At 63.3% G+C, this 22,952-nt stretch carries 13 protein-coding genes and 1 pseudogene; 2 read left to right on the forward strand and 12 right to left on the reverse strand.

What is annotated here, in order from left to right; genetic code table 11:
• Positions 1–92: 92 nt before the first annotated feature.
• The 9 genes from VXM67_RS09715 to VXM67_RS09755 all read right to left on the reverse strand — a co-directional run bounded on the left by VXM67_RS09715 (position 93) and on the right by VXM67_RS09755 (position 12,534).
• Positions 93–686: a glutathione S-transferase gene (locus VXM67_RS09715; protein ID WP_027907513.1), complete on the reverse strand. Its 594-nt coding sequence runs from the start codon at positions 684–686 to the stop codon at positions 93–95.
• The gene (locus tag VXM67_RS09720; protein ID WP_367237642.1) at positions 683–4,327 is read right to left on the reverse strand and encodes an AAA family ATPase; all 3,645 of its coding nucleotides are present in this window, start codon (positions 4,325–4,327) and stop codon (positions 683–685) included. The genes VXM67_RS09715 and VXM67_RS09720 overlap by 4 nt, the downstream gene beginning before the upstream one ends.
• Entirely contained in the window at positions 4,324–5,562 is a 1,239-nt protein-coding gene (locus VXM67_RS09725; RefSeq protein WP_023379504.1) for an exonuclease SbcCD subunit D C-terminal domain-containing protein, read from the reverse strand. The genes VXM67_RS09720 and VXM67_RS09725 overlap by 4 nt, the downstream gene beginning before the upstream one ends.
• A 169-nt stretch (positions 5,563–5,731) precedes the next feature.
• Positions 5,732–7,357, reverse strand: a complete 1,626-nt coding sequence (locus VXM67_RS09730) for a BatD family protein (RefSeq protein ID WP_023379506.1) — start codon at positions 7,355–7,357, stop codon at positions 5,732–5,734.
• Positions 7,354–9,069, reverse strand: a complete 1,716-nt coding sequence (locus VXM67_RS09735; RefSeq protein WP_023379507.1) for a tetratricopeptide repeat protein — start codon at positions 9,067–9,069, stop codon at positions 7,354–7,356. Before VXM67_RS09735 ends, VXM67_RS09730 begins: the two co-directional genes overlap by 4 nt.
• The gene (locus VXM67_RS09740; protein ID WP_023379508.1) at positions 9,066–10,142 is read right to left on the reverse strand and encodes a VWA domain-containing protein; all 1,077 of its coding nucleotides are present in this window, start codon (positions 10,140–10,142) and stop codon (positions 9,066–9,068) included. Before VXM67_RS09740 ends, VXM67_RS09735 begins: the two co-directional genes overlap by 4 nt.
• Positions 10,135–10,629, reverse strand: a complete 495-nt coding sequence (locus VXM67_RS09745) for a DUF4381 domain-containing protein (RefSeq protein WP_023379509.1) — start codon at positions 10,627–10,629, stop codon at positions 10,135–10,137. Before VXM67_RS09745 ends, VXM67_RS09740 begins: the two co-directional genes overlap by 8 nt.
• Positions 10,626–11,570 (reverse strand): DUF58 domain-containing protein, encoded by a 945-nt coding sequence (locus VXM67_RS09750; protein ID WP_023379510.1) that lies wholly within the window; start codon positions 11,568–11,570, stop codon positions 10,626–10,628. The genes VXM67_RS09745 and VXM67_RS09750 overlap by 4 nt, the downstream gene beginning before the upstream one ends.
• A gap of 4 nt (positions 11,571–11,574) precedes the next feature.
• Entirely contained in the window at positions 11,575–12,534 is a 960-nt protein-coding gene (locus tag VXM67_RS09755; protein WP_023379511.1) for a MoxR family ATPase, read from the reverse strand.
• A gap of 2,110 nt (positions 12,535–14,644) precedes the next feature.
• On the opposite strand from VXM67_RS09755, the gene VXM67_RS09760 reads away from it, so the two are divergent.
• A complete protein-coding gene (locus VXM67_RS09760) occupies positions 14,645–15,970 on the forward strand; it encodes a DUF2235 domain-containing protein (protein WP_049818816.1) in 1,326 nt (441 codons plus the stop codon).
• On the opposite strand, the pseudogene VXM67_RS09765 reads toward VXM67_RS09760, so the two are convergent.
• A pseudogene (locus VXM67_RS09765) lies at positions 15,945–16,244 on the reverse strand (L-2-hydroxyglutarate oxidase); the annotation flags it as partial. The gene VXM67_RS09760 and the pseudogene VXM67_RS09765 overlap by 26 nt on opposite strands.
• Positions 16,245–16,290: 46 nt before the next feature.
• Positions 16,291–16,644, reverse strand: coding sequence for a hypothetical protein (locus VXM67_RS09770; RefSeq protein ID WP_023379514.1), 354 nt, complete (start codon positions 16,642–16,644; stop codon positions 16,291–16,293).
• A 274-nt stretch (positions 16,645–16,918) separates the two neighbouring features.
• Between VXM67_RS09770 and VXM67_RS09775 the strand changes: the two genes are divergently transcribed.
• The gene (locus VXM67_RS09775) at positions 16,919–21,784 is read left to right on the forward strand and encodes an NAD-glutamate dehydrogenase (protein ID WP_023379515.1); all 4,866 of its coding nucleotides are present in this window, start codon (positions 16,919–16,921) and stop codon (positions 21,782–21,784) included.
• A 273-nt stretch (positions 21,785–22,057) separates the two neighbouring features.
• On the opposite strand, the gene VXM67_RS09780 is transcribed toward VXM67_RS09775, so the two are convergent.
• Positions 22,058–22,882 (reverse strand): pyruvate, water dikinase regulatory protein, encoded by an 825-nt coding sequence (locus tag VXM67_RS09780; protein WP_177325243.1) that lies wholly within the window; start codon positions 22,880–22,882, stop codon positions 22,058–22,060.
• Between the last annotated feature and the right edge of the window lie 70 nt (positions 22,883–22,952).

Raw genomic sequence — 22,952 nt, forward strand, 5'->3', positions numbered from 1 at the left:
TCTGCATTGACCCTATCGCCGGCAAGCCTGCTTCTACTGGGGCCCCCGCCGTATCTGTAGGAGCCGGCTTGCCGGCGATAGGGCCAATAAGCTCAACGGGCCATCACCGCCTTGAACAGGTCCGATGCCAGCCACCCCTCTAGCCAGCTCCGCACTCGCGGATAAGCCGCCTCGGCGAACCACTGAGGTTCGACCCCGGCAAACTGGCGCATCAAGGGTAGTAATGCGGCATCGGCCAGGCTGGGATGGTCGGCGAGCAGGTAGGGGCGTGCTTGCAGCAACTGTTCAAGCTCCGCCAGCCAAGGTTCGGCTTGCTGGCGGTAATGCTGGCGCGAGTGCTGCGGGTGACGCTCGGCGTACTTGTATAGATTGACCTGCGCCTTGAATTCTCGGTCGTTGCGCTCGATCAGCCCTTCGGCCTGCCGGGCTGCCGCGGGGTCGCCCCGCAGTTGCCAATCCTGTGGGTCATGCTGTTGCAACGCCCAGCGCATGATGTCCAGGCTTTCCTCCAGCACTGCACTACCCGTATCGAGCACCGGGACCGTGCCTTTGGGCGACAGGGCCAGCAGCTCGGCCGGCTTGTCCTTCATCGCCACTTCACAGACCTGTACGTCGCAGCCGGCGTAGCGCAGGGCCAAACGCGCGCGCATGGCCCAGGGGCAGCGTCGGAACGAGTAGAGAATCACCCGCACACCTCGACATCGCTCAGGCCGTTGCCTTGGCGACGCACCTGGATCTGCACCGGAATGCGCTCATGCATCTCTTGTACGTGCGAGATCACCGCCACTTTGCGCCCTTGGGCCTGCAAGCCATCGAGGGCATCCATGGCCAGTTGCAGCGACTCGGGGTCCAGGCTGCCAAAGCCTTCGTCGATGAACAGCGACTCGATGCGCAGTGTGCTCGACGCCATCGACGCCAGCCCAAGTGCAAGGGCCAGCGACACCAGGAAGGTTTCGCCACCGGACAACGAGTGCACTGAACGCAGCTCGTCACCCATCTCGGTGTCCATCACCAGCAGGCCCAGTGCACTGCCGCCGCGCTTGAGGCGGTAGCGGCGCGCCAGTTGGCGCAGTTGCGCGTTGGCATGGTGCAGCAGCAGGTCGAGGTTGTAGCCCTGGGCGATCTTGCGGAACACGTCACCCGATGCCGAACCTATCAACGCATTGAGCCGCGCCCAGCGCTGCCATTGCTGGTAGGCCTGCTCGATTTCGCCGGCCAGTGCCTGGTGTGCCTGCTGGCGACGTTGATCATCGGCTTGCTGGGCGCGCAGTTCGGCGCATTGTTGTTCAAAGCTGGTCAGATGCTCGCGAAGTTGGGCCAGGGCCTGGTCCAGCTCTTCGGCTGATGCATCGACCGTGGTGTGCGCCGAGTGCTGCTGCAGGCGTTGCTCGCGTTCCTGAAGTACCACGCGGCCCTGTTCGATGGCCTTTTCCGCACCTTGCAGTTGCTGGCGAAGCTCGATCACCTGCGCATCATCCAGCGCCAGCAGGCGGTCGAGACCTGCATCGTCCAGTTCAGGGTGCTCGGCGCGCCACTGGGCGATCTCACCCCGCAATTGCTGATGCTCTTGTTCGAGTGCCTGGCGGCGGGCCTCGTTGGCCTTCAGTTCGCCTGCCAACTGCAAGGCTTGCGTGCGTGCATCCTGCAGATGCTGCGCGGTCTGGGCTTCGAGCGCGCGGGCCTGCTCCAGTTGCTGCTCAAGAGACTGTTGCCAGGCTTCGGCGCTTGGGTGCACCCCCAACAGCTCAGTCAGTGCGGCGCGAGCCTTGTCCATCTGCTCGGCCAGGCCATCGATTTGCTGTTGCAGCTCTTGCTGGCGTTGCACACGAGTCTGCTGCTGGTCACGCAACCGTTCCAGTTGCTGCAGCCGCTGCTGCTGTTCCTGCTGCTCGTCCTTTTGGTGCTCCAGCTGCTGCAGGCGCTGGGCAATCTGCTGGTCGAGGCTGAGGAAGGCATGCGCCGGTTCGTCGCGCAGGGCTTGGAGAATGTCGGCTGGCAGTAGGCTGGCGAAGTCCGCCAGGGCCTGCTCCAGGCGCTGTTGATCCGCATCCAGCGCCTGGTGTTGCTGGTCCAGGCGCTGCTGTGCCTGCTGCTGTGCTTCGCCGGCGGCTTGCAGTTGCTGATTGAGGCGAGCGGCTTCTTTCTGTACCGCGAGCAGGGTGGCCTGACGACTCTCGTCCCGGCTGATCTCCTGCTCCAGGCGACGCAGCTGGCCATCCAGCCAGGCACCACGGGCCGCTGGGTCATGTGCGCTGAGCGCCGCCCAGAGGGCATGAGCGGCCAGTTGTTCGGCCAACGGCTGCAATTGTTCGCTCAACTGCCCGTGCTGATGCTGGTATTCCTTGATCTGGCCGTTGACCACACCGACCTGGGTGCGCAGCTCGATCAGGCGGGCATTGAGCTGTTCGACCAATGCGACTGCCGCCGCTTCCTCGGCCTGATCGTGTCGGCCAAGGCTATGCAGCAGTGCTTCGGGCTGATGGAACGGGTGCTCGGCACTGCCACACACCGGGCAAGGTTCGCCATCACGCAGTTGGCCACGCAGCTCCTCGACGCTGGTGTTGCGTGCCAGGCGCTGCCGTTCGAGCAACTGGCGGGTCAGGGTCAAGGCTTGTTCGGCGTTTTCCAGCTCGGTCTTGGCGGCGGTGCCTTCGCCGATCAGTTGCTGGCGTTGTTGCAGGGCCTGTTGCTGGCGCTCGCGCAGCGAAGCGATGCCTTGCTGCAGTTCTTGCTCGCGGGTGTGCAGGCGCGACAATTCTTCCACGGCGCGTTGCTGCTTACGGTTTTCCTGCAGCATGCCGCCCAGCAGGTCGAGCTGCTCGGCCAGCGCCTGGGGTTCTGTGCCAGCCTCGCGGAACAGCACCTCGAAGGCGTCGCGCTGTGCTTGCAGCTGGGCATTGGCCTGGCTGGCCTGGGCTTGCAAGCGAGGCAGCTCCTCGCGGCCTTGGCTGAGGCGGTTGCCGATCTGCAGCAGCTGTTGCAGTTGCGGGCGGTAGGCCTGCCAGGCGTTGCTCAGCGTGTGCAGCGAAGCGCTCTCTGCCAGGGCGGCGTCGATCCGTGCCAGTTGCTCCTGGCTTCGTTGCTGCTGCTCATCGAGTTGCTGCACCTGTTGCTGCAACGCGCCGGCGGCCAGGTCGGCCTGCTGGCGCGTTTCGCGCAGCTTGCCCAGCTCTTGCGCCAGACGGGCGAGGGTGTCTTGCTCGGCGAAAGCCTGACGCAGGCGTGGGGCGTTTTCGCTCTGATTGCCTTGGGCTTGGCTCAACGCCTGACGTGAAGTTTCCAGCGCCTGCTCAAGTTCGGTGCAGCGGGTGTTCAGATCGTTGTGCTGGCGCTGCTGCTCGCTGAGGGTGGTGGCCAGCGGTGCCAGTGCCGCCTGCAGCGTCTGCTGGCGATGGAACTGGTGGCGCTGCGGCGCCAGGCGTTCCAGGCGCTGCAGGTCGATGCGTTGTCCGGACAGCTGCTCCCACGCCAGTGCTGCATCCTTGAGCGCCTGCGCAGCCTCGTTGTGCTGGGCCTGCAGCTGCTGTTGTTCGACAAGCCAGGCCCGTTGTTGCTCCAGTTGTCGTTCGCGGGCCTGGTCGGCCTTGAACTGCTGCTGGGCCTGCTCCAGGCGTTGGTCAAGCTCGGCACGGGCTTCGCTGGCCATGGGCAGCAAATGGCTGGCGCGGTCTTTCAAGGCACTGTGGGCTTCGCTGGTTTCCCGCGCCTTGCTGAACGCGCGTTGGCCAAGGCGGGTGTAGATGGCGGTGTTGGTGAGCTTTTCCAGCAGCTCGCTGCGTTCTTTGTCGTCGGCCTTGAGGAAGGCGCCGAACTCACTCTGGGCCAACATCACTGCGCGGGTGAACTGTTCGAAGTTCAAGCCCAGGCGTGCTTCGATCAGTTGCTTGTACTCGTTCTTGCCGCTGCCCAGGAGTTGTTCGCTGTCCAGGTCGTACAGGCTCTGGCGGCTGTTCTGCAGCTTGCCGTTGGCCTTGTCGCGGGCGCGGTTCGATTCCCAGCGCGCCCGGTAGCGGTGGCCATCGATGCCCAGGAAGTCGACTTCGGCAAAGCCGCTACCCGTGCCGCGGCGCAACAGGTTGCGCGGGTCTGAGGTGGGGATTTCGCCGTCGGCGTCTGGCACCTTGGCTTCACGGCCGATGTCTTCGAGCCGTGGCACGCTGCCGAACAGGGCCAGGCATAGCGCGTCCAGCAAGGTGCTCTTGCCGGCGCCAGTAGGGCCAGTGATGGCGAACAGGCCGGCGCTGGCCAGCGGCTCGGCGGTGAAGTCGATGTCGATCGGACCGGCCAGGGACGCCAGGTTCTTGAGGCGAATGGCGAGAATTTTCATGGCAGTTCCTCTTCGAGCTGTACGTCCTGCAGCAACAGGGCGAAGTCGGACAGGGCCTGCTCGTCCACCGGGCTGCCGTAGGCCTGCTCCCAGGCGCGGCTGAACAGGTCTTGCGGCGTCATCTGCGCCAGTTCCACGAAGGCCTGGTCATCGTCCTGCTGTTCGCCACGGCCGGCGTATTCGGCGCTGATGCGCACCAGGCGCACGGCCTTGCCATGCAGGGCCTGCTCGATTTGCTGGCGCAGGTCGGGCTGCGGTTCGTCCAGGCGTACGCGCACTTCCAGCCAGGGCTGGCGGTTGGGGTCTTCGAGCAAGTCGATCATCGGCAAGTCGGCGAGCTGCTGGAGCACTTCACCCAGCGGCGCGGGGCCCAGGCGCTGCAGTGCCACGGCGCGCGGCACCGGGCGCGCTTCGACGCTGATCAGCTCGGTGCCTTCCAGCTCCACCTCCAGTACCTGGTGGGGGTAGTTGATCTCGGCGAACGACAGCGGGATCGGCGAGCCGCTGTAGCGGATGCGGTTCTCGCGGTTGACCTTCTGCGGCTTGTGCAGGTGGCCCAGGGCGACGTAGCTGATGGCTTTGTCGAAGAGCTTGGCCGGCAAGGCTTCGGCATTACCGATGATCAGGCTCCGCTCGGAGTCTTCCGAGACTGAGCCGCCGGCCATGTGTGCATGGCTGATGGCAATCAGCGCCTGGTCTTTCTTGCGTTTTTGCTGCGCTGCGCCGATCAGTTGCTGGTGTACCTGGTGGATACCTTGCAGGTAATCGTCACCCAGCTGCGGGCCAGTGACTTCCGCCGGACGCAGGAAGGGCAGGGCCAGGCACCAAGCGCAGACCTTGCCGCGGGCGTTGGTGAGCGGAATGAGCAGGCGCTCGGCATCCAACTGGCCTTCGTCGAGCCAGTGCACGCGGCCCAGGGCATGGGTGCGCAGGCGCCGCATCAGCGCGGCGGGCAGTTCGATCCGCGAGCCGGAATCGTGGTTGCCGGCGATCATCACGATGTCCAGCTTCGGCAGCTGTTCATGGGCCTGGACGATGAAGTCGTAAAGGCGCTCCTGGGCTTTGACCGGTGGGTTGACCGTGTCGAAGATATCGCCAGCGATCAGCAGCGCATCGGGTTGGCGCAGCCGTAGTTGGCCCAGCAGCCAGTCGAGGAAGCAGGCGTGTTCGAAGTCGCGTTCCTGGCCGTGCAGGCTTTGGCCCAGGTGCCAGTCGGAGGTGTGAAACAGACGCATGGATGACCTGTTGGTGTCGAGTCGGGCAAGCGAGGGAAAGGGCGGTATGGTAACCCAAGCAGGGGGGCGTGGTGTTTGTCGTGCGGTGTTCCGTGTCGGTTGGATCGAGCCCCGCGCGCGGCGCTCGATCTCCAGGACGCCGCGCACTGAAGGCAGGCACCCCAGCCCCTCACTTGGGATACAGTGGCGGCAGGCTTCCTGTCTCTCCAGCGGGTGGCAACACCTGTTCGGCCGGCGGAATGGTGCCGATGGCGCGCCACAATTCATCGCCATGCCAATACTGTCCGCTTTCGCTGTAGAGAGCCCCGTTCAGGCTGTCCAGTGCATCGGACAAGGGCACGAACCGAGCGGCCATGTCGGCCAGGGTTTCCGGTTGCTGGCGTGCCCAGGCATCGAGCGCCTGGCGCGTGGCCTGCGGGTCGTTGGCCTGGCAGGCTCGCTTGATGTCGTCCATCAAGGTGCGGGGGCTCGGACCATTCTGCGCCGCACGCAACACCGCTGGTTGGGAGCGTGCCCGCCACCAGAGGGCGAAGCCCAGTACCGTGGTGAGGGCCAGTATCAAGGTGGCCAGCTGCCAGGGCCAGAGCAGCGTGCTGCCGCTGCGGGTGTCGCCCACCGGTGTTTCGGCGCTCAGTGCCGGGTTGTCCTGCACATCGAGGTTGCGAGCGGGTAGGCTTGAGTGCTCTAGATGGTCTTCGCGGGTGTTCCACCAAGTGACCTCCAGCGCCGGCAGTGCCAGCTGGCCGCTGTGGATTGGGACCAGTGCCTCGCGTTCCTCGCGGTTGGCGGTCATGCCACGTTCGTTGATTTCATTACGCAGCAACGGTTGGTCGGGATAGCGACGCAAGCCGGTGATTTCAGTGGCTGGCAGTGGCGGCAACTGAGTGCTTGAGAGGCCCTCGGCGCGTAGGGTGATGTTGCGGGTCAGCGAGTCGCCGATCTGCACCTTCTGTTGCGCAGGGTCAGGGTTCCAGTGTTCTTCCAGGCTCAGGCTGCGGGCGGGCAGCCAAGGCGTATCGGCAGGCCAGGCGGTGGGAATCGGGCGCACGTTCAGGCGCAGCGGCAGCGAGCTGACCTGCAGCTGGCGGCCGACCCGTGCGCTACCAGCCGGTTGCTGGCCATTGTCGGCGGCGGTGGCGGTGAAGGTCAGCGGTGGAATGTCCACGGTGCCGCTTTGCTGCGGGTACAGAGCGTAACGGGTTTCGATCACGCCATGACGAATGCCGTTGATGTCCTTCTCGTAGGTGCGCGACTCACCCAGTTGCTCGACCTTGGCGCTCTCCAGTTGCAGGGGGCTCAAGCTGCTGTCGTCGTACAGCGATACCGAGTGATAGATGCGCACGGTCAGCACGGCCTGCGCCTGGACGTAGACATCGCTGCTGTCGAGGCTGGCTTCGACGAATACCTGGGCCGCGCTGTCCGTCCGGCTGGCGTCGGCCTGCACCACCTGAAGCTCGATGGTCTGGCTACGTGATTGGCCCAGTTGCAGTTCGGGGATGACCAGGCTGCCGCTGCGGCGTGGCAGCAGTGTGATGATCCAGCGGGTGCTGGCACGGGTTTCGCCGTCGAGGGTGTGCAGGCTGTTCAACTGGCGCGTGCCACGCACTTCGAAATCGCCCTCCAGCGCACGCAGGTCAGGCTTGCCGAACTGGGTCACATCCTGGCTTTCAAGGGTCAGTTCCAGGGTTTCGCCGGCTTCCAGGCGAGTGCGGTCGACGCTGGCCTGCAGGCTGGGTTGGGCCTGGGCCACCAGGGCCCACAGCAGACAAAGGAGAAAGACGCCGAAGCGACTCATCGTGGATTTTCCTGATGCAATTGCTGTTCATACCAGAATTTGCGCCGCAGCAGTTCCGCCGGGTTGTCGGGGATCTCTCGCAGCCATTGTTCCAGGGCCTGGCGTTGCTCTGCGTCAAGGCTGGTCGACACCGGGCGTTGCGGCGCCTGGGTAACGCTGTCGTCGTCACCGCCCTGGGTGCTGGGCGGTGTCTGACCGTTCTGACTACTCTCGCCGGGTGCCTCGGCGGCCTGTTCGCTGTTGCCGGGTGTGCCCTGGGCCGGGTTGCTGGCCGAGCTACTGTTGCCCTCGGTGTCGCTGCCGGGAGTGCCTTGGGCATCGTTGTCGGCTTGTGGTTCCTCGCCCTTGGCTTCGCGTTGCAGCAGCAGTTGCTGGACCAGCGCCTGGTTGTCCAGCGCCGCCTTGAGGTCGGGCTGTCGCTCCAGGGCCTGCTCGTAGGCATCCAGGGCAGCTTCCAGCTCGCCGCTACGGGCCAGGGCATTGCCTCGATTGTAGTGGGCCGCGGCAGTGTTGCTCTGTGCGAAGGCCTGGGCGGCGCCCGCGAAGTCGCCGGCCTGGTAGAGCGCCATGCCACGCCACTGTGGGTCCTGGAAGTGATGCGCGGCCTCGGCCGGGCGGTTTTGTTCGAGCAGGCGTTGACCTTGCTGGTCGGGGCGCAGCCACAGGTCGTTGAACTCGAAGGCCTGGCTGGGCTGCGGCACGGCCAGCAGCAGTGGCAGGCAGAACAGCCAGCCGCGCCGGCCGGCACAGGCTGCCAACAGCAACAGTGGGAGCAACAGCCAGTAACCCTGGTCGGCCCAACTGTCCAGTTGCACGCTTTGACCGTCGTTGCGCAGGGCGCGGGGGTTGTCGAACAAGCCCAGGCCACGCAGGTCCAGATCGTCGATGCGGGCGTGGCGATAGCGCCCGCCGGTACTGCTGATGAAGGCCTTGAGGCTGGCGCTGTCCAGGCGCGGCAGCAGGATGCCGCCCTGATCGTCCTTGAGGAACTCGCCATTGGCCTGGCGCACCGGTGCGCCTTGACTGCTGCCGATGCCCAGCATCAGCAGGCTCGGCCCCTGACGGCCCAAGGCATGAATGATGCCCTGGCGTTCCTGTTCGCTAAGCGCCGAGCCAATCAGCAACAGCCGACCCTGGCCCAGGCCACTTTGAGCCAGCAGCGACAGGCCTTTTTGTACGGCCAGGTCGGCACGCTGGCCTGCCTGCGGCATGATCGACGGGTCGATGGCTTCGAGCAGGTTGCGTGTCGTGCCCAGGTCGTCGGATAGCGGGACCAGCGTGTGCGCGCTGCCGGCGTAGACGACGAGGGCGGTCTGGCTGTCGCGACGGTGTTCGAGCAGGTCGAGCACTTTGCGCCGGGCGTGTTCCAGGCGGTTGGGCGGGCTGTCTTCGGCAAGCATCTGCGGAGTCAGTTCGAGCAGGATCACCAATGGGTCGGCGGGGCGCTGGCGGGTTTCTTCCACGCGCTGCCAGCTGGGCCCGAGCAAGGCCAGCACCACCAGGAACCAGGCCAGCCCCAAGGCCACCCATGGCAGTTTGCTGGTGCTGCCAGTGCCGCCCCCTAGCAGCACTGGATGGAAAGCGGGCGGCAAGATCATCTGCCAGCGCCCGGCGCGTTTGCGTCGGTGCCACAGTTTGAAGATCAGCCAGCCGAGTAGCGGCAGTACCAGCAGCCAGAGGGGGCGCAGCCATTGTGGCCAAAGGTCGATCATCGCCGTCTCCTCAGGCGCAGGCGCTTCAGGCGTTGGCGCCATTCCGGGTGAGGCTGCAGGAACCGAGGCTTGCGCAGCAGGCGCTGCAGTCGGTTGTCCGGCCATTGCACGGCAACCACCAGCAGTACGCTCAGCAACAACGCAAGGGCCAGCGGCCAGGCGTACAAGTCTTTGGCCGTGCGTGCCTGGGTCGGTTGCTGGGCCACGGGCTCCAGTTGATCGAGGGTGTCGCCGATGGCGTCCAGTTCGGCGCCGTCGTGGGCACGGAAGTAGGTGCCGTGAGTGATCTCGGCAATCTCCTTCAGCGAGGCCTCGTCCAGGTCCAGGCTCGGGTTCAGGCCGAGCAGGCCAGGGGTTCCGCTGGCCTCGGGGTTCGCGCCGATACCGATGGTGTAGATGCGTACGCCCTCCTGGGCTGCCAAGCGTGCCGCGGTCAATGGGTGGATCTGCCCGCCGTTGTTGGCACCGTCGGTGATCAGCACCAGGACCCGGCTCTGCGCCGGACGCTCGCGCAGGCGCTTGACCGCCAGGCCAATGGCGTCGCCGATGGCTGTGTTCTTGCCGGCGATGCCGATTTGCGCTTCGTCGAGGAAAGTACGCACCGTGCGCCGATCGAAGGTGAGGGGGGCCTGCAGGTAGGCCTGGCTGCCGAACAGGATCAAGCCGACCCGGTCACCCTCGCGGTCCTGAAGGAAGTCGCCAAGCAGTGCCTTGACCAGGTCCAGGCGGCTGATGTCCTCGTCCTTCCATTGCATGTCGGGGAAGTCCATGGAGCCGGAGACATCCACGGCCACCAGCAGGTCACGACCACTGGCCGCCACCGGCACCGGGTCGCCAAGCCATTGTGGGCGCGCGGCGGCGAACAGTAGCAGGAGCCAGATCACGACATAGGGCGCCTGTTGCCGCCAGGTTGGCAGGTTCAGGCGCGCCCGGCGCCCGGCCAGTCCTTCCAGTTCATCGAGAAAGCCCACCTTCAGCACCGGCTCGCCGCTGTCGGCGGCGGGCAGCAGCAGACGCGCCAACCACGGCAACGGCAGCAGCGTGAAGATCCACGGCCAGGCCAGCTCAAACATGCTTGCGGATCCAGGTTTCGACCGCCTGGCTGAGCCCGGCGATGGCTTTGTCGTCGAGCTTGCACTCGGGTTTGTAGGCGCCTTCGACTAGCACCATCCAGCGGGTAAGGCCTGCGGCTGGGCAGCGGTTGTCGAGGAAAGCCAGCCATTGGCGCCCGTTGAGGGTATGGCTATTGGCGCCGGGGTAGTGGTTGCGGCACAAACGTTTGAGCAGGGCATTGATCTGTTGCAGCCAGGCACCTGCGGGGGCGCCGTCGTAGGGGCGCGGCAGGCGAGCCAGTTCGGCCAGGGCCTCGACACGCACCGGGTCGAGTGGTTGTTCGGCGCGCACGATGGGACGCTTGCCGGGGCGCCAGCGGCGCAGGCGCCAAATGGCCCACGCGAGCAGCGGCAGTATCGCGAGCAACAACCACCAGCCTGGCGCGGGCGGCCACACGCCGATCGCCTGCGGCGCGATCAAAGGCTGCAGTTGGTCCAACGGGTTCATTTGCCGCTCCCAGGGCGCTGAGCATTCAGGTACTCGCGCAACTGTTCGATCATTTCGCTCTGAGTGCTCAGCGGCATCATCAGGACGCGCAATTTTTGCGTCATGAGCTCCCAACGCTCGACTCGGGCTTCGGCTTGCTGTCGGTAGGCCTGGCGCAGGTTGGCGTCGAGGGTGTCGAGTTCCAGCTGAGCGCTGCGCTGGGCGAAGCGCAGGAGCCCGGCGGCGGGCAGGGCGTGGTCGAGCGGATCGGACACTGGAAGCAGCAGCAGGTCGCAATGGCGCGAAAGCATGGCCAGGTGCTGTTCGGCCTGGTCGGTCAGCGAGCGTTCGTCGCAGATGACGATGGCTAGGCTACCGGGACGCAGCACCTCGCGGGCCCGGCGCAGGGCAAGGCCGAGGTTGTCGGCCTGGGGCACGGCTTCGGTGTGCAGGGACTGGTTGACCTTGGCCAGACGGTTGAGCAGTTGCAGCAGGCTTTGCTTGCTGCGTCGGGGTTTGACTTCGTGGTGTTCGTTGTCACCGAACACCAGCCCACCGATGCGGTCGTTATGGCCCAACGCGGCCCAGCCGAACAACGCCGCGGCCTGGGCGGCCAAGACCGATTTGAACATCAGCCCCGAGCCGAAGAACAGCCGCTGGCTTTGTTCGACGAGGATGAAGATTGGCCGTTCGCGTTCTTCATGGAAGAGTTTGGTGTGTGGCTCCTGCGTGCGTGCGGTGACGCGCCAGTCGATGTTGCGCACGTCGTCGCCGGCCTGGTACACGCGCACCTGGTCGAAGTCCACCCCGCGCCCACGCAGTTTGGAGTGGTGCAGGCCGACCAGTGGGCTGCGCTGGCCGGGGCGCGAGAACAGCTGGATCTCGCGTACTCGGTGGCGCATGTCGATCAGCTCGGCTAGGCCAATGCGGATGCCGGGCTCGGCCAGCTGAGTGGTGGGCATGGGGTCAGGCTACGGCAACGACGTCGAGGATGCGCTGGACCACGCGGTCCTGGTCGATGCCTGCCGCTTCGGCCTCGAAGGACAGGATGATGCGGTGGCGCAGCACATCGAACAGGACCGCCTGGATGTCCTCGGGGCTGACGAAGTCGCGCCCGGCCAGCCAGGCATGGGCCCGGGCGCAGCGATCGAGGGCGATGGAGCCGCGGGGGCTGGCACCGTAGGCGATCCAGTCGGCGAGTTCGGCGTCGAACTTGGCCGGGGTGCGGGTGGCCATTACCAGCTGGACCAGGTATTCCTCCACGGCGTCGGCCATGTACAGCCCGAGGATTTCCTTGCGGGCGGCGAAGATTGCTTGCTGGCTGACGCGTCGCTCGGGCTTGGCCTCGCCGCCGAGGGCTTCGCCCCGTGCCTGGGCGAGAATGCGGCGTTCGACGGCGGCGTCGGGGAAGCCGATTTTCACGTGCATCAGGAAGCGGTCGAGTTGGGCTTCGGGCAGTGGGTAGGTGCCTTCCTGCTCGATGGGGTTCTGGGTGGCCATGACCAGGAACAGCGGCGACAGGTCGTAGGTACTGCGGCCGACGCTGACCTGGCGTTCGGCCATGGCTTCTAGCAGTGCGGACTGGACTTTGGCGGGGGCGCGGTTGATTTCGTCGGCCAGGACCAGGTTATGGAAGATCGGGCCTTGCTGGAACACGAAGCTACCGGTTTCTGGGCGGTAGATTTCGGTGCCGGTGATGTCGGCGGGCAGCAGGTCTGGGGTGAACTGGATGCGGTGGAACTGGGCTTCGATGCCTTCGGCGAGTTCTTTGATGGCCTTGGTCTTGGCCAGGCCTGGGGCACCCTCGACGAGCATGTGGCCATCGGCCAGGAGCACGATCAACAGACGTTCGACCAGTTTTTCCTGGCCTAGGATCTGGGAGGAAAGAAATGTGCGCAGCGCGATCAGCGCTTCACGGTGTTCCATCGGCGACGGTTCCTGGGATTGGGCCCGGGCGCGCTGTGAGCGGGTGCCTGGGGCAGGGGGTGATACTTTAATCTATCCGGGGGGGTGGCGACCAATGGCGGTGGGTAAAATTCTCGAAAAGTCAGTCGTGCTCGTTGTGTGTTGCTTTTGCTTCGGGGGTACGCGGTCGTTCAGGTATCGCCAATTGGGTCATTAGGTCGAGCTTGGGTTTTCGGGAGCAAGACATTGGCGAGGTGATCCTGTAGGGGGCGGATATATAGGAGTGGGGCGAAAAGGTGAGTGATCACGTTAGTTGAATGCCGCCCTTAAATCTGTGCTTTGAAGTTTTGGTTTCTGGATGCGTGAGCACTTCCATTTGCCAAGGTGACGCTCAATCACCTTTCCGCTCTTACAGCGGGTCACTTTTTGGCAGACGCCCCAAAAGTAACCAAAAAAGTCTGGCTCCTATCATCCGGCCCCTACGCTGCGCTCCGGGGTTCCCTCACTCCGGCCTTGCTCCGGGAGGACCGCGCTGAACGGCCCCTCCTGGGCCGCAGCGCTTGACGGGCATCCATGCCCGTCACCTCCCTGCGCAAGCCCTGCGCTCGGCCTCCTGAAGTCGCATGAGGTGGCGCCTGAACTACCGCGCGCTAGAAGCAAGAGCAAAGCGAAGCAAAAGAAAGTTCGCCTCGCATTTTGTAATTTTAATAGTTAATGAGCGGCTGATTTAGTTGTTATTGTTATTGTTTTTGTTCGGAGTTGGTATTTGATGCTTCGCTTTTGCTTTTAATGCGCGATATTCCAGGCGCTGCAAAGTGCGACGTCAGTAGGCCGAGCGTAGGGCTTGCGGAGGGAGGTGACGGGCATGGATGCCCGTCAAGCGCTGCGGCCCAGGATGGGCCGTTCAGCGCGGTCCTCCCGGGAGCAAGCCCGTAGCGAGGGAACCCCGAAGCGAAGCGTAGGGGCCGGATGATAGGAGCCAGCGGTTTTTGCCTACTTTTGCCCAAGAGCAAAAGTAGGTCGCCGTAAAGGCGAAAAGGTGAATGAGCGCCTCCATGGCGAATGGATATTCACGCTATCTGAATGCCGCCCTTAAATCTGTGCTTTGAAGTTTGAGGTTTTGGTTTCTGGATGCGTGAGCATATCCATTTGCCAAGGCGACGCTCAATCACCTTTCCGCTCTTACAGCGGGTCACTTTTTGGCAGACGCCCCAAAAAGTAACCAAAAAAGTCTGGCTCCTATCATCCGGCCCCTACGCTGCGCTCCGGGGTTCCCTCGCTCCGGGCTTGCTCCGGGAGGACCGCGCTGAACGGCCCCTCCTGGGCCGCAGCGCTTGACGGGCATCCATGCCCGTCACCTCCCTGCGCAAGCCCTGCGCTCGGCCTCCTGAAGTCGCATGAGGTGGCGCCTGAACTACCGCGCGCTAGAAGCAAGAGCAAAGCGAAGAAAAAGAAAGTCCGCCTCGAATTTATAGTTTTAATGTTGAATGTGCGGCTGGTTTAGCTGTTGTTGTTGTTGTTGTTGTTGTTCGGATTTGGTATTTCATGCGCCGCTTTTGCTTTTCATGCGCGATATCCCAGACGCTGCAAATTGCGACGTCAGTAGGCCGAGCGTAGGGCTTGCGGAGGGAGGTGACGGGCATGGATGCCCGTCAAGCGCTGCGGCCCAGGAGGGGCCGTTCAGCGCGGTCCTCCCGGGAGCAAGCCCGTAGCGAGGGAACCCCGAAGCGAAGCGTAGGGGCCGGATGATAGGAGCCAGCGGTTTTTGCCTACTTTTGCCCAAGAGCAAAAGTAGGTCGCCGTAAAGGCGAAAAGGTGAATGAGCGCCTCCATGGCGAATGGATATTCACGCGATTTGAATGCCACCCCTAAGTTCGCCTCATCACCTCTGCCCCCACTCCTTAAAAACGCCCGAAAAAAGTAACTACGAAATCTAGCGGCTATCGTCCAGCCACAGTGCTAAGCCCCCTGAATTCGCAATAGAGGGCGACTGAACCACCGCCCACTAGAAGCGAAATCAAGTTCCAGGCGGAGAAGGGAAATTTCTGTACTTAGATGTTGAATGTGCGGGTAGGCACCGAGGTTAAGCTGTTGCTTGCTGAACTCACCAAGCCAACCGGAGTTCAGCCAGATGGATGAGTTGAGTAAAAAATTCCCCGTGTTCACCAGCACCAAACCTTATGTCCTGCGCATAGGGATCTTCTTCGACGGCACCGGCAACAACGCCCGCAACGCCGTTACCCCCGACTCCCCCACACAAAAATACACCACCGGCAGTTACGCCAACGCCCCAACCAACATCGCCCTGTTACACACGCTATACCCCACCGGCCAACCGCAGGCCACGCCAAATAAGCACTTCATGAAACTCTACATCGAAGGCATAGGCACCACCGAAGCCAGCCAGGACTCGCCCTTCGCCCAAGCCACCGGACGCGGTCAGACAGGTGTCGAAGCCAGAGTCCAGCAAGCCTTGGCCATGGTCGACCATCACCTGATCGACTGCTTGCACACCCACCCCCACCCCCACCACATCGAGTTCGACCTGTTTGGCTTCAGTCGGGGCGCCGCCGCCGCTCGCCACTTGCTCAACCGGCTACACGACGACACACCCATCTGCTCGCAATATCCACACATCAAGACCAGCGTCAACTTCATCGGCCTGTTCGACACCGTCGCCGCCATCACCGCCCCACTGCACAATCGCCTCACCCAGGGCACCGCCCGATTCGGCAAGCTACGCCTGGGCTTGGCCCAGGGTTGTGCGCGGCATGTGGTGCAACTGGTCGCCAGCGACGAGCGCCGACACAACTTCCCGTTGGTGCGCACCGACCACGACATCCACATGCCCGGCGTCCATTCAAACATCGGTGGCGGCTATCCCCAGGCACAGCAGGAAAGCGTCCTCCTGTGCAAACCCAACGCCAGCCGCGTCGCACTGACCACGCCTCCCGAACGGACTCGCGCGTATGCAATCACCCGCGCCTTGCTGGAGCAGGCGTACAAGGATTTGCCCGCGCCAAAGCCACAGCTGTTGACCTGGGAAGCACCCATCGCCGGAAGCCGGAGCCGCCGCGATGATCCGGAAAAACAGGTATATGCCGCCGTGCAGTGGCAGCGGGAGGTGAAGGGACAGTTGTCCCGCATCTACCTGAGCGTCATGCGGGAACTGGCCGTGCGCGGCGGGGTGCCTTTCGCCAATCTGGGCAATGACCCAGCCCATCAACTGCCGGACGATCTGCATACCATCAGCCGCAAATTGCATGACTTCGCTCTCGGGCACAGCGCAGACCCGGGGTTGACGCAGGAGGAAACTGCCCAGTTGCGAGAGAAATACATCCACACCTCGGCAAACTGGAATGCACTCAAGGGGCTATGCAACAGCACACTGGATCAGCTCTACATCGACAGACCCGCTGAAGCAGGTCGAGTCATGCACTCCAACCCCGTGCAATGAGGGCAGACAGTCCACGCAAATGGAGTTGCGTGGACAGCAAGGTTCCGCGGGTCTTGAGGGGCTTCTCGGCAATCGTCTGGCCTGGGGATGGCCGAGGTCGCAGCCTGCGAAGGGGCGTTGCAGAACAGGGCAGCAGGTCCTCGGCTTCCAGGGACGAGCAGTACGTGCGGCATTGTTCCAGGTCACCGCGTTCGAACAGCGCGTTCTTCAGTTCGGTGGTACCTGAACTGAGTTTGTTCCAGATCGTTAGCCAGAAACAGGGGAGGTGCGCGTACCAGCGCCGGATGTTCGCCGACGATCGAGGCCGGTCCTGTGCGCCCTCAAAGCTCGCTAACGAAGGTACCGGTACCCTCGAGGATATTGCGCAACGTCAGCGCCACCTCTTCCAGGTCAGTTCCTTGCGACGTCAACACAATCTCCAGCGACTCATCGCCTTTCAGCGCATCCCGGTCACTGGCAGCCACTTCGATCAACAAGCGCTGGGCACTCAAGGTCACTTTCAAGCCATCCAGGGTCGAGGGTTCGTCGTCCAGGGTCAGGTCGACCGTGTCCTCGTCCGGGTAGCGGGTCAGCAGGAACATCTGTCCCTTGTCGCTGTGGCAGCACAGGGTCGCCATGTCGTCTTCTTCTTCATCGCAGGGCGTGGCGAAGAGCAGGGCAGTTTTGATTTGCATGGGCGGCTCGGATCAAAGGAAATGAGGGGGAATTCTGACAGCCTTGCACGCATCCATAAACGTAAAGTTACCCCCCCTTGACCGAAATTGTCGCAGCGCTGCAAGCCGTAGTGACCACTCAGTCGTTAAGCTGCGCCGAGCCTATGAACGTGGCCTACACGTTCAACGCCTGGTTTTACCGTCCGCCTTGCCACGGTTTGGCTATCGTTGATCCGTACCAAGGCGCACGCATGCGACGCTTCAACTATTACAAAGCCCAAGCGGAGTACCACAGATGGCGTTCTTCACCGCAGCCAGCAAAGCCGACTTCCAGCACCAACTGCAGGCGGCCCTGGCGCAGCACATCAGCGAACAGTCCCTGCCACAAGTGGCGCTGTTCGCCGAGCAGTTCTTCGGCATCATCTCTCTGGACGAACTCACCCAGCGCAGGCTGTCCGACCTGGCCGGCTGCACGCTGTCTGCCTGGCGCATCATCGAGCGCTTCGACCCTGCACAACCGCAAGTGCGGGTCTACAACCCGGATTATGAGCGCAATGGCTGGCAATCGACCCACACGGTGGTCGAGGTGCTGCACCACGACTTGCCATTTTTGGTCGATTCGGTACGCACCGAGCTGAACCGCCGCGGCTACAGCATCCACACCCTGCAGACCACGGTGCTGAGCGTGCGTCGTGGCGCCAAGGGCGAACTGCTCGAACTGCTGCCCAAGGGCACCCAGGGTGAGGGCGTGCGTCATGAATCGCTGATGTACCTGGAGATCGACCGCTGCGCCAATGCCGCCGAACTGACGGTGCTGACCCGTGAAATCGAGCAGGTCTTGGCCGAAGTGCGGGTGGCAGTTGCCGATTTCGAGCCGATGAAGGCCAAGCTGCGCGAAGTGGTCGCTTTGGTGGAGCAGACGCCGTTCGCACCGGTGCAGCATGAGAAGGCCGAGGTCAAGGCGTTCCTCGAATGGTTGTTGGACAACCATTTCACTTTCTTGGGCTACGAAGAATTCACGGTCCGGGACGACAACGCCGGCGGCCAGATGGTGTACGACGAACAGTCATTCCTCGGCCTGCCACGGCGCCTGCGCGTGGGGCTGAGCGCCGAAGAACTGCGCATCGAAGATTACGCCGTGGCCTACCTCAACGAGCCGCTGCTGCTGTCCTTCGCCAAGGCTGCGCTGCCCAGCCGCGTGCATCGCCCGGCTTATCCGGACTACGTGTCGATTCGCCAGCTCGATGCCGCTGGCAAGGTCATCAAGGAACACCGCTTCATGGGCCTGTACACCTCGTCGGTCTATGGCGAGAGTGTGCATGCCATCCCGTACATCCGCGTCAAGGTCAATGAAGTCGAGCGCCGTTCTGGCTTCGATCCCAAGGCTCACCTGGGCAAGGAACTGGCCCAGGTGCTAGAGGTGTTGCCACGCGACGACCTGTTCCAGACCCCGGTCGACGAGCTGTTCAGCACCGTGATGTCGATCGTGCAGATCCAGGAGCGCAACAAGATTCGCGTATTCCTGCGCAAGGACCCCTACGGCCGCTTCTGCTACTGCCTGGCCTACGTACCGCGTGAGATCTACTCCACCGAGGTGCGCCAGAAGATCCAGCAGGTGCTGATGGAGCGCCTGAAGGCCAGCGACTGCGAGTTCTGGACCTTCTTCTCCGAGTCGGTGCTGGCGCGTGTGCAGCTGATCTTGCGGGTCGACCCGAAGAACCGCATCGACATCGACCCGCAGCAGCTGGAAAACGAAGTGATCCAGGCCTGCCGCTCGTGGCAGGACGACTACTCGGCACTGGTGATCGAGAACTTCGGCGAGGCCCAGGGCACCAACATTCTTGCCGACTTCCCCAAAGGCTTCCCGGCCGGCTACCGTGAGCGCTTCCCTGCGCACTCGGCGGTGGTCGACCTTCAGCACGTGCTGGCACTGTCTGAAAACAAGCCGCTGGCCATGAGTTTCTACCAGCCGCTGACCCGTCTTGGCGAGCGCCTGCTGCACTGCAAGCTGTACCACGCCGATACGCCACTGGCACTGTCCGATGTGCTGCCGATCCTGGAGAACCTTGGCCTGCGCGTGCTGGGTGAGTTCCCGTACCGCTTGCGTCATGCCAGCGGCCGCGAATACTGGATTCACGATTTCGCCTTCACCTACAGCGAAGGCCTGAGCCTGGATATCCAGCAGCTCAACGACATCTTGCAGGATGCCTTCGTCCACATCGTCAAAGGCGATGCCGAGAACGACGCCTTCAACCGCCTGGTCCTGACCGCCGGCCTGCCGTGGCGCGATGTGGCACTGCTGCGCGCGTATGCGCGTTACCTCAAGCAGATTCGCCTGGGCTTCGACCTGGGCTACATCGCCAGCACCCTGAACAACCACACCGACATCGCCCGTGAGCTGACCCGGTTGTTCAAGACCCGTTTCTACCTGGCGCGCAAACTCACCCAGGACGACCTGGACGACAAGCAGCAGCGCCTGGAGCAGGCTATTCTCAGCGCCTTGGACGACGTTCAGGTGCTCAACGAGGACCGTATCCTGCGTCGCTACCTGGACCTGATCAAGGCCACGTTGCGCACCAACTTCTACCAACCGGACGCCCATGGGCACAACAAGTCGTACTTCAGCTTCAAGTTCAACCCCAAGCTGATTCCCGAACTGCCCAAGCCGGTGCCGAAGTTCGAGATCTTCGTCTATTCGCCGCGGGTCGAAGGTGTGCACCTGCGCTTTGGCAACGTCGCCCGTGGCGGCTTGCGTTGGTCGGACCGCGAGGAAGACTTCCGCACCGAGGTGCTGGGCCTGGTGAAAGCCCAGCAAGTGAAGAACTCGGTGATCGTGCCGGTCGGGGCCAAGGGTGGCTTCCTGCCGCGTCGTCTGCCATTGGGTGGCACCCGTGACGAGATCGCCGCCGAGGGCGTAGCGTGCTACCGCATCTTCATCAGTGGACTGCTCGACATCACCGACAACCTCAAGGAGGGCGGCGTGGTGCCGCCAGCCAACGTGGTGCGTCACGACGATGACGATCCGTACCTGGTGGTAGCGGCGGACAAAGGCACAGCGACCTTCTCCGATATCGCCAACGGCATCGCCATCGACTACGGCTTCTGGTTGGGCGATGCCTTCGCCTCGGGTGGTTCGGCTGGCTACGACCACAAGAAGATGGGCATCACCGCCCGCGGTGCCTGGGTGGGTGTTCAGCGCCACTTCCGCGAGCGTGGGATCAACGTGCAGGAAGACCCGATCACTGTGATCGGCATCGGCGACATGGCCGGTGACGTATTCGGTAACGGCCTGCTGATGTCCGACAAGCTGAAACTGGTGGCGGCGTTCAACCACCTGCACATCTTCATCGACCCGAATCCGGATCCGGCCACCAGCTTCGCCGAACGTCAGCGCCTGTTCGATCTGCCACGTTCGGCCTGGAGCGACTACGACACCAGCATCATGTCCGAAGGCGGCGGGATTTTCCCGCGCAGTGCCAAGAGCATTGCCATCAGCCCGCAGATGAAAGAGCGCTTCGCCATCGAGGCTGATCGCCTGACCCCGACCGAGCTGCTCAACGCGCTGCTCAAGGCGCCGGTCGACCTGCTGTGGAACGGCGGTATCGGCACCTACGTCAAAGCCAGCAGCGAAAGCCACGCTGATGTCGGCGACAAGGCCAACGACGCCCTGCGCGTCAATGGCAACGAGCTTCGCTGCAAGGTGGTGGGTGAGGGCGGCAACCTGGGCATGACCCAGCTGGGTCGGGTCGAGTTCGGCCTGCACGGTGGCGCTACCAACACCGACTTCATCGACAACGCCGGTGGTGTGGACTGCTCCGACCATGAGGTCAACATCAAGATCCTGCTCAACGAAGTGGTGCAGGGTGGCGACATGACCGAGAAGCAGCGCAACCAGCTGCTCGGCAGCATGACCGACGAGGTGGCCAGCCTGGTGCTGGGCAACAACTACAAGCAGACCCAGGCGCTGTCGCTGGCGGCCCGTCGTGCCCGCGAGCGGATCGCCGAGTACAAGCGCCTGATGGCTGACCTGGAGGGCCGGGGCAAGCTGGATCGGGCCATCGAGTTCCTGCCGTCCGAGGAGCAGTTGGCCGAGCGCCTGGCCGCAGGCCAGGGCCTGACCCGTGCCGAGCTGTCGGTGCTGATTTCGTACAGCAAGATCGACCTCAAGGAGCAACTGCTCAAGTCGCTGGTGCCGGACGACGACTACCTGACCCGTGACATGGAAACCGCGTTCCCGCCGTCGCTGGTCAGCAAGTTCGCCGACGCCATGCGTCGTCATCGTCTGAAACGTGAGATCGTCAGCACCCAGATCGCCAACGATCTGGTCAACAACATGGGGATCACCTTCGTCCAGCGCCTGAAGGAGTCGACCGGCATGAGCCCGGCCAACGTGGCCGGGGCTTATGTGATCGTGCGCGACATCTTCCACCTGCCGCATTGGTTCCGCCAGATCGAGGCGCTGGATTACCAGGTGCCGGCAGAGGTCCAGCTGACCCTGATGGACGAGCTGATGCGCCTGGGCCGCCGGGCCACCCGCTGGTTCCTGCGTAGCCGTCGCAACGAGCAGGATGCCGGGCGTGACACCGCGCACTTCGGGCCGAAAATCGCCCAACTGGGCCTGAAGCTCGACGAGTTGCTCGAAGGCCCGACCCGTGAGCGTTGGATGGTTCGTTACCAGGGCTTCGTCGATGCTGGTGTGCCGGAGCTGTTGGCGCGCATGGTGGCGGGTACCAGCCACCTGTACACGCTGTTGCCGATCATCGAGGCGGCTGACGTGACCGGGCATGATCCGGCCCAGGTGGCCAAGGCGTTCTTCGCTGTGGGCAGTGCCTTCGACCTGACCTGGTACCTGCAGGAGGTCAGCAACCTGACGGTGGAGAACAACTGGCAGGCACTGGCCCGCGAGTCGTTCCGCGACGACATCGACCTGCAGCAGCGCGCGATCACCATTTCCGTGCTGCAGATGGCGGATGCGCCGCAGGACATGGATGCCCGCGTGGCGCTGTGGGCCGAGCAGCACCGGGTGATGGTCGAGCGCTGGCGCGCCATGCTAGACGACTTGCGCAACGCACCGGGTACTGACTATGCGATGTACGCGGTGGCCAACCGCGAGCTGGTCGACTTGGCGATGAGTGGGCAGGCGACGGTGGTGCCGTCCTGATCATCAAGCTGAAATGAGAAAGCCCCGGCAGTGATGCCGGGGCTTTTTTATGAGGCTTGGCGGGAGTTTTGTGGTGGTACGCAAATCGAGCGCCGCCCACGCGACGCATCGCGAGCAGGGCTCGCCCCTCGTTTTTTCCGGCCAGTAACGCCTGCCCCAGACGCACGCAAATCCCGTAGGAGCGAGCCTCGCTCGCGATGCGCCGCGCGGGCGGCGCCCGATCTTACAGGGAAAAAATCGCCTAAGACTAACCCCTTGCAGCCCACCCTCTGGCTACTTGAACCGCCGCTCCACCCCTTTCTCCACCAGGATCTTCGCCGAAATCTCCTCCACCGAAAAATGCGTGGAGTTGATGTTGGGAATGTTCTCGCGCCGGAACAGGTTTTCCACCTCTCTCACTTCGAACTCGCACTGGGCAAAGCTCGAATAGCGGCTGTTGGGCTTGCGCTCGTGGCGGATGGCAGTCAGGCGGTCGGGGTCGATGGTCAGCCCGAACAGCTTGTGCTGGTGCTTTTTCAGCACCGCGGGCAGCTGCAGGCGCTCCATGTCGTCCTCGGTCAGCGGATAGTTGGCGGCGCGGATACCGAATTGCATGGCCATGTACAGGCAGGTGGGCGTCTTGCCGCACCGCGATACGCCCACCAGGATCAAGTCGGCCTTGTCGTAGTAGTGGGTACGGGCGCCGTCGTCGTTGTCCAAAGCGAAATTGACCGCTTCGATGCGCTCCATGTAGTTGGAGTTGCCACCGATTGAGTGGGATTTACCGACGGAATACGACGAATGGGCAGTCAATTCCTGCTCGAGCGGGGATAAAAACGTCGAAAAGATGTCGATCATGAAGCCATTCGACGTGGCCAGGATCTCGCGGATGTCCTGGTTGACGATGGTGTCGAAGATGATCGGGCGCATGCCGTCCCGCTCCGCCGCGGCATTGATTTGCTGGACCATGGTCCGCGCTTTGTCAGGCGTATCGATGTACGGGCGAGTGAATTTGTTGAACGGAATGCTATCGAATTGAGCGAGCAGGCTTTGGCCCAGGGTCTCGGCGGTGATGCCGGTGCCATCGGAGATGAAGAACGCGGTTCTTTTCATTTGCATCCTGGGCCTTAAGCTGATGACGTTTCTTGGATATGATAAGTTCGGTTTGCCGAATGCGGCTGTCGGCATT

It is taken from the genome of Pseudomonas sp. Rh2 (assembly GCF_040762985.1).
GTDB classification, from domain to species: domain Bacteria; phylum Pseudomonadota; class Gammaproteobacteria; order Pseudomonadales; family Pseudomonadaceae; genus Aquipseudomonas; species Aquipseudomonas taiwanensis.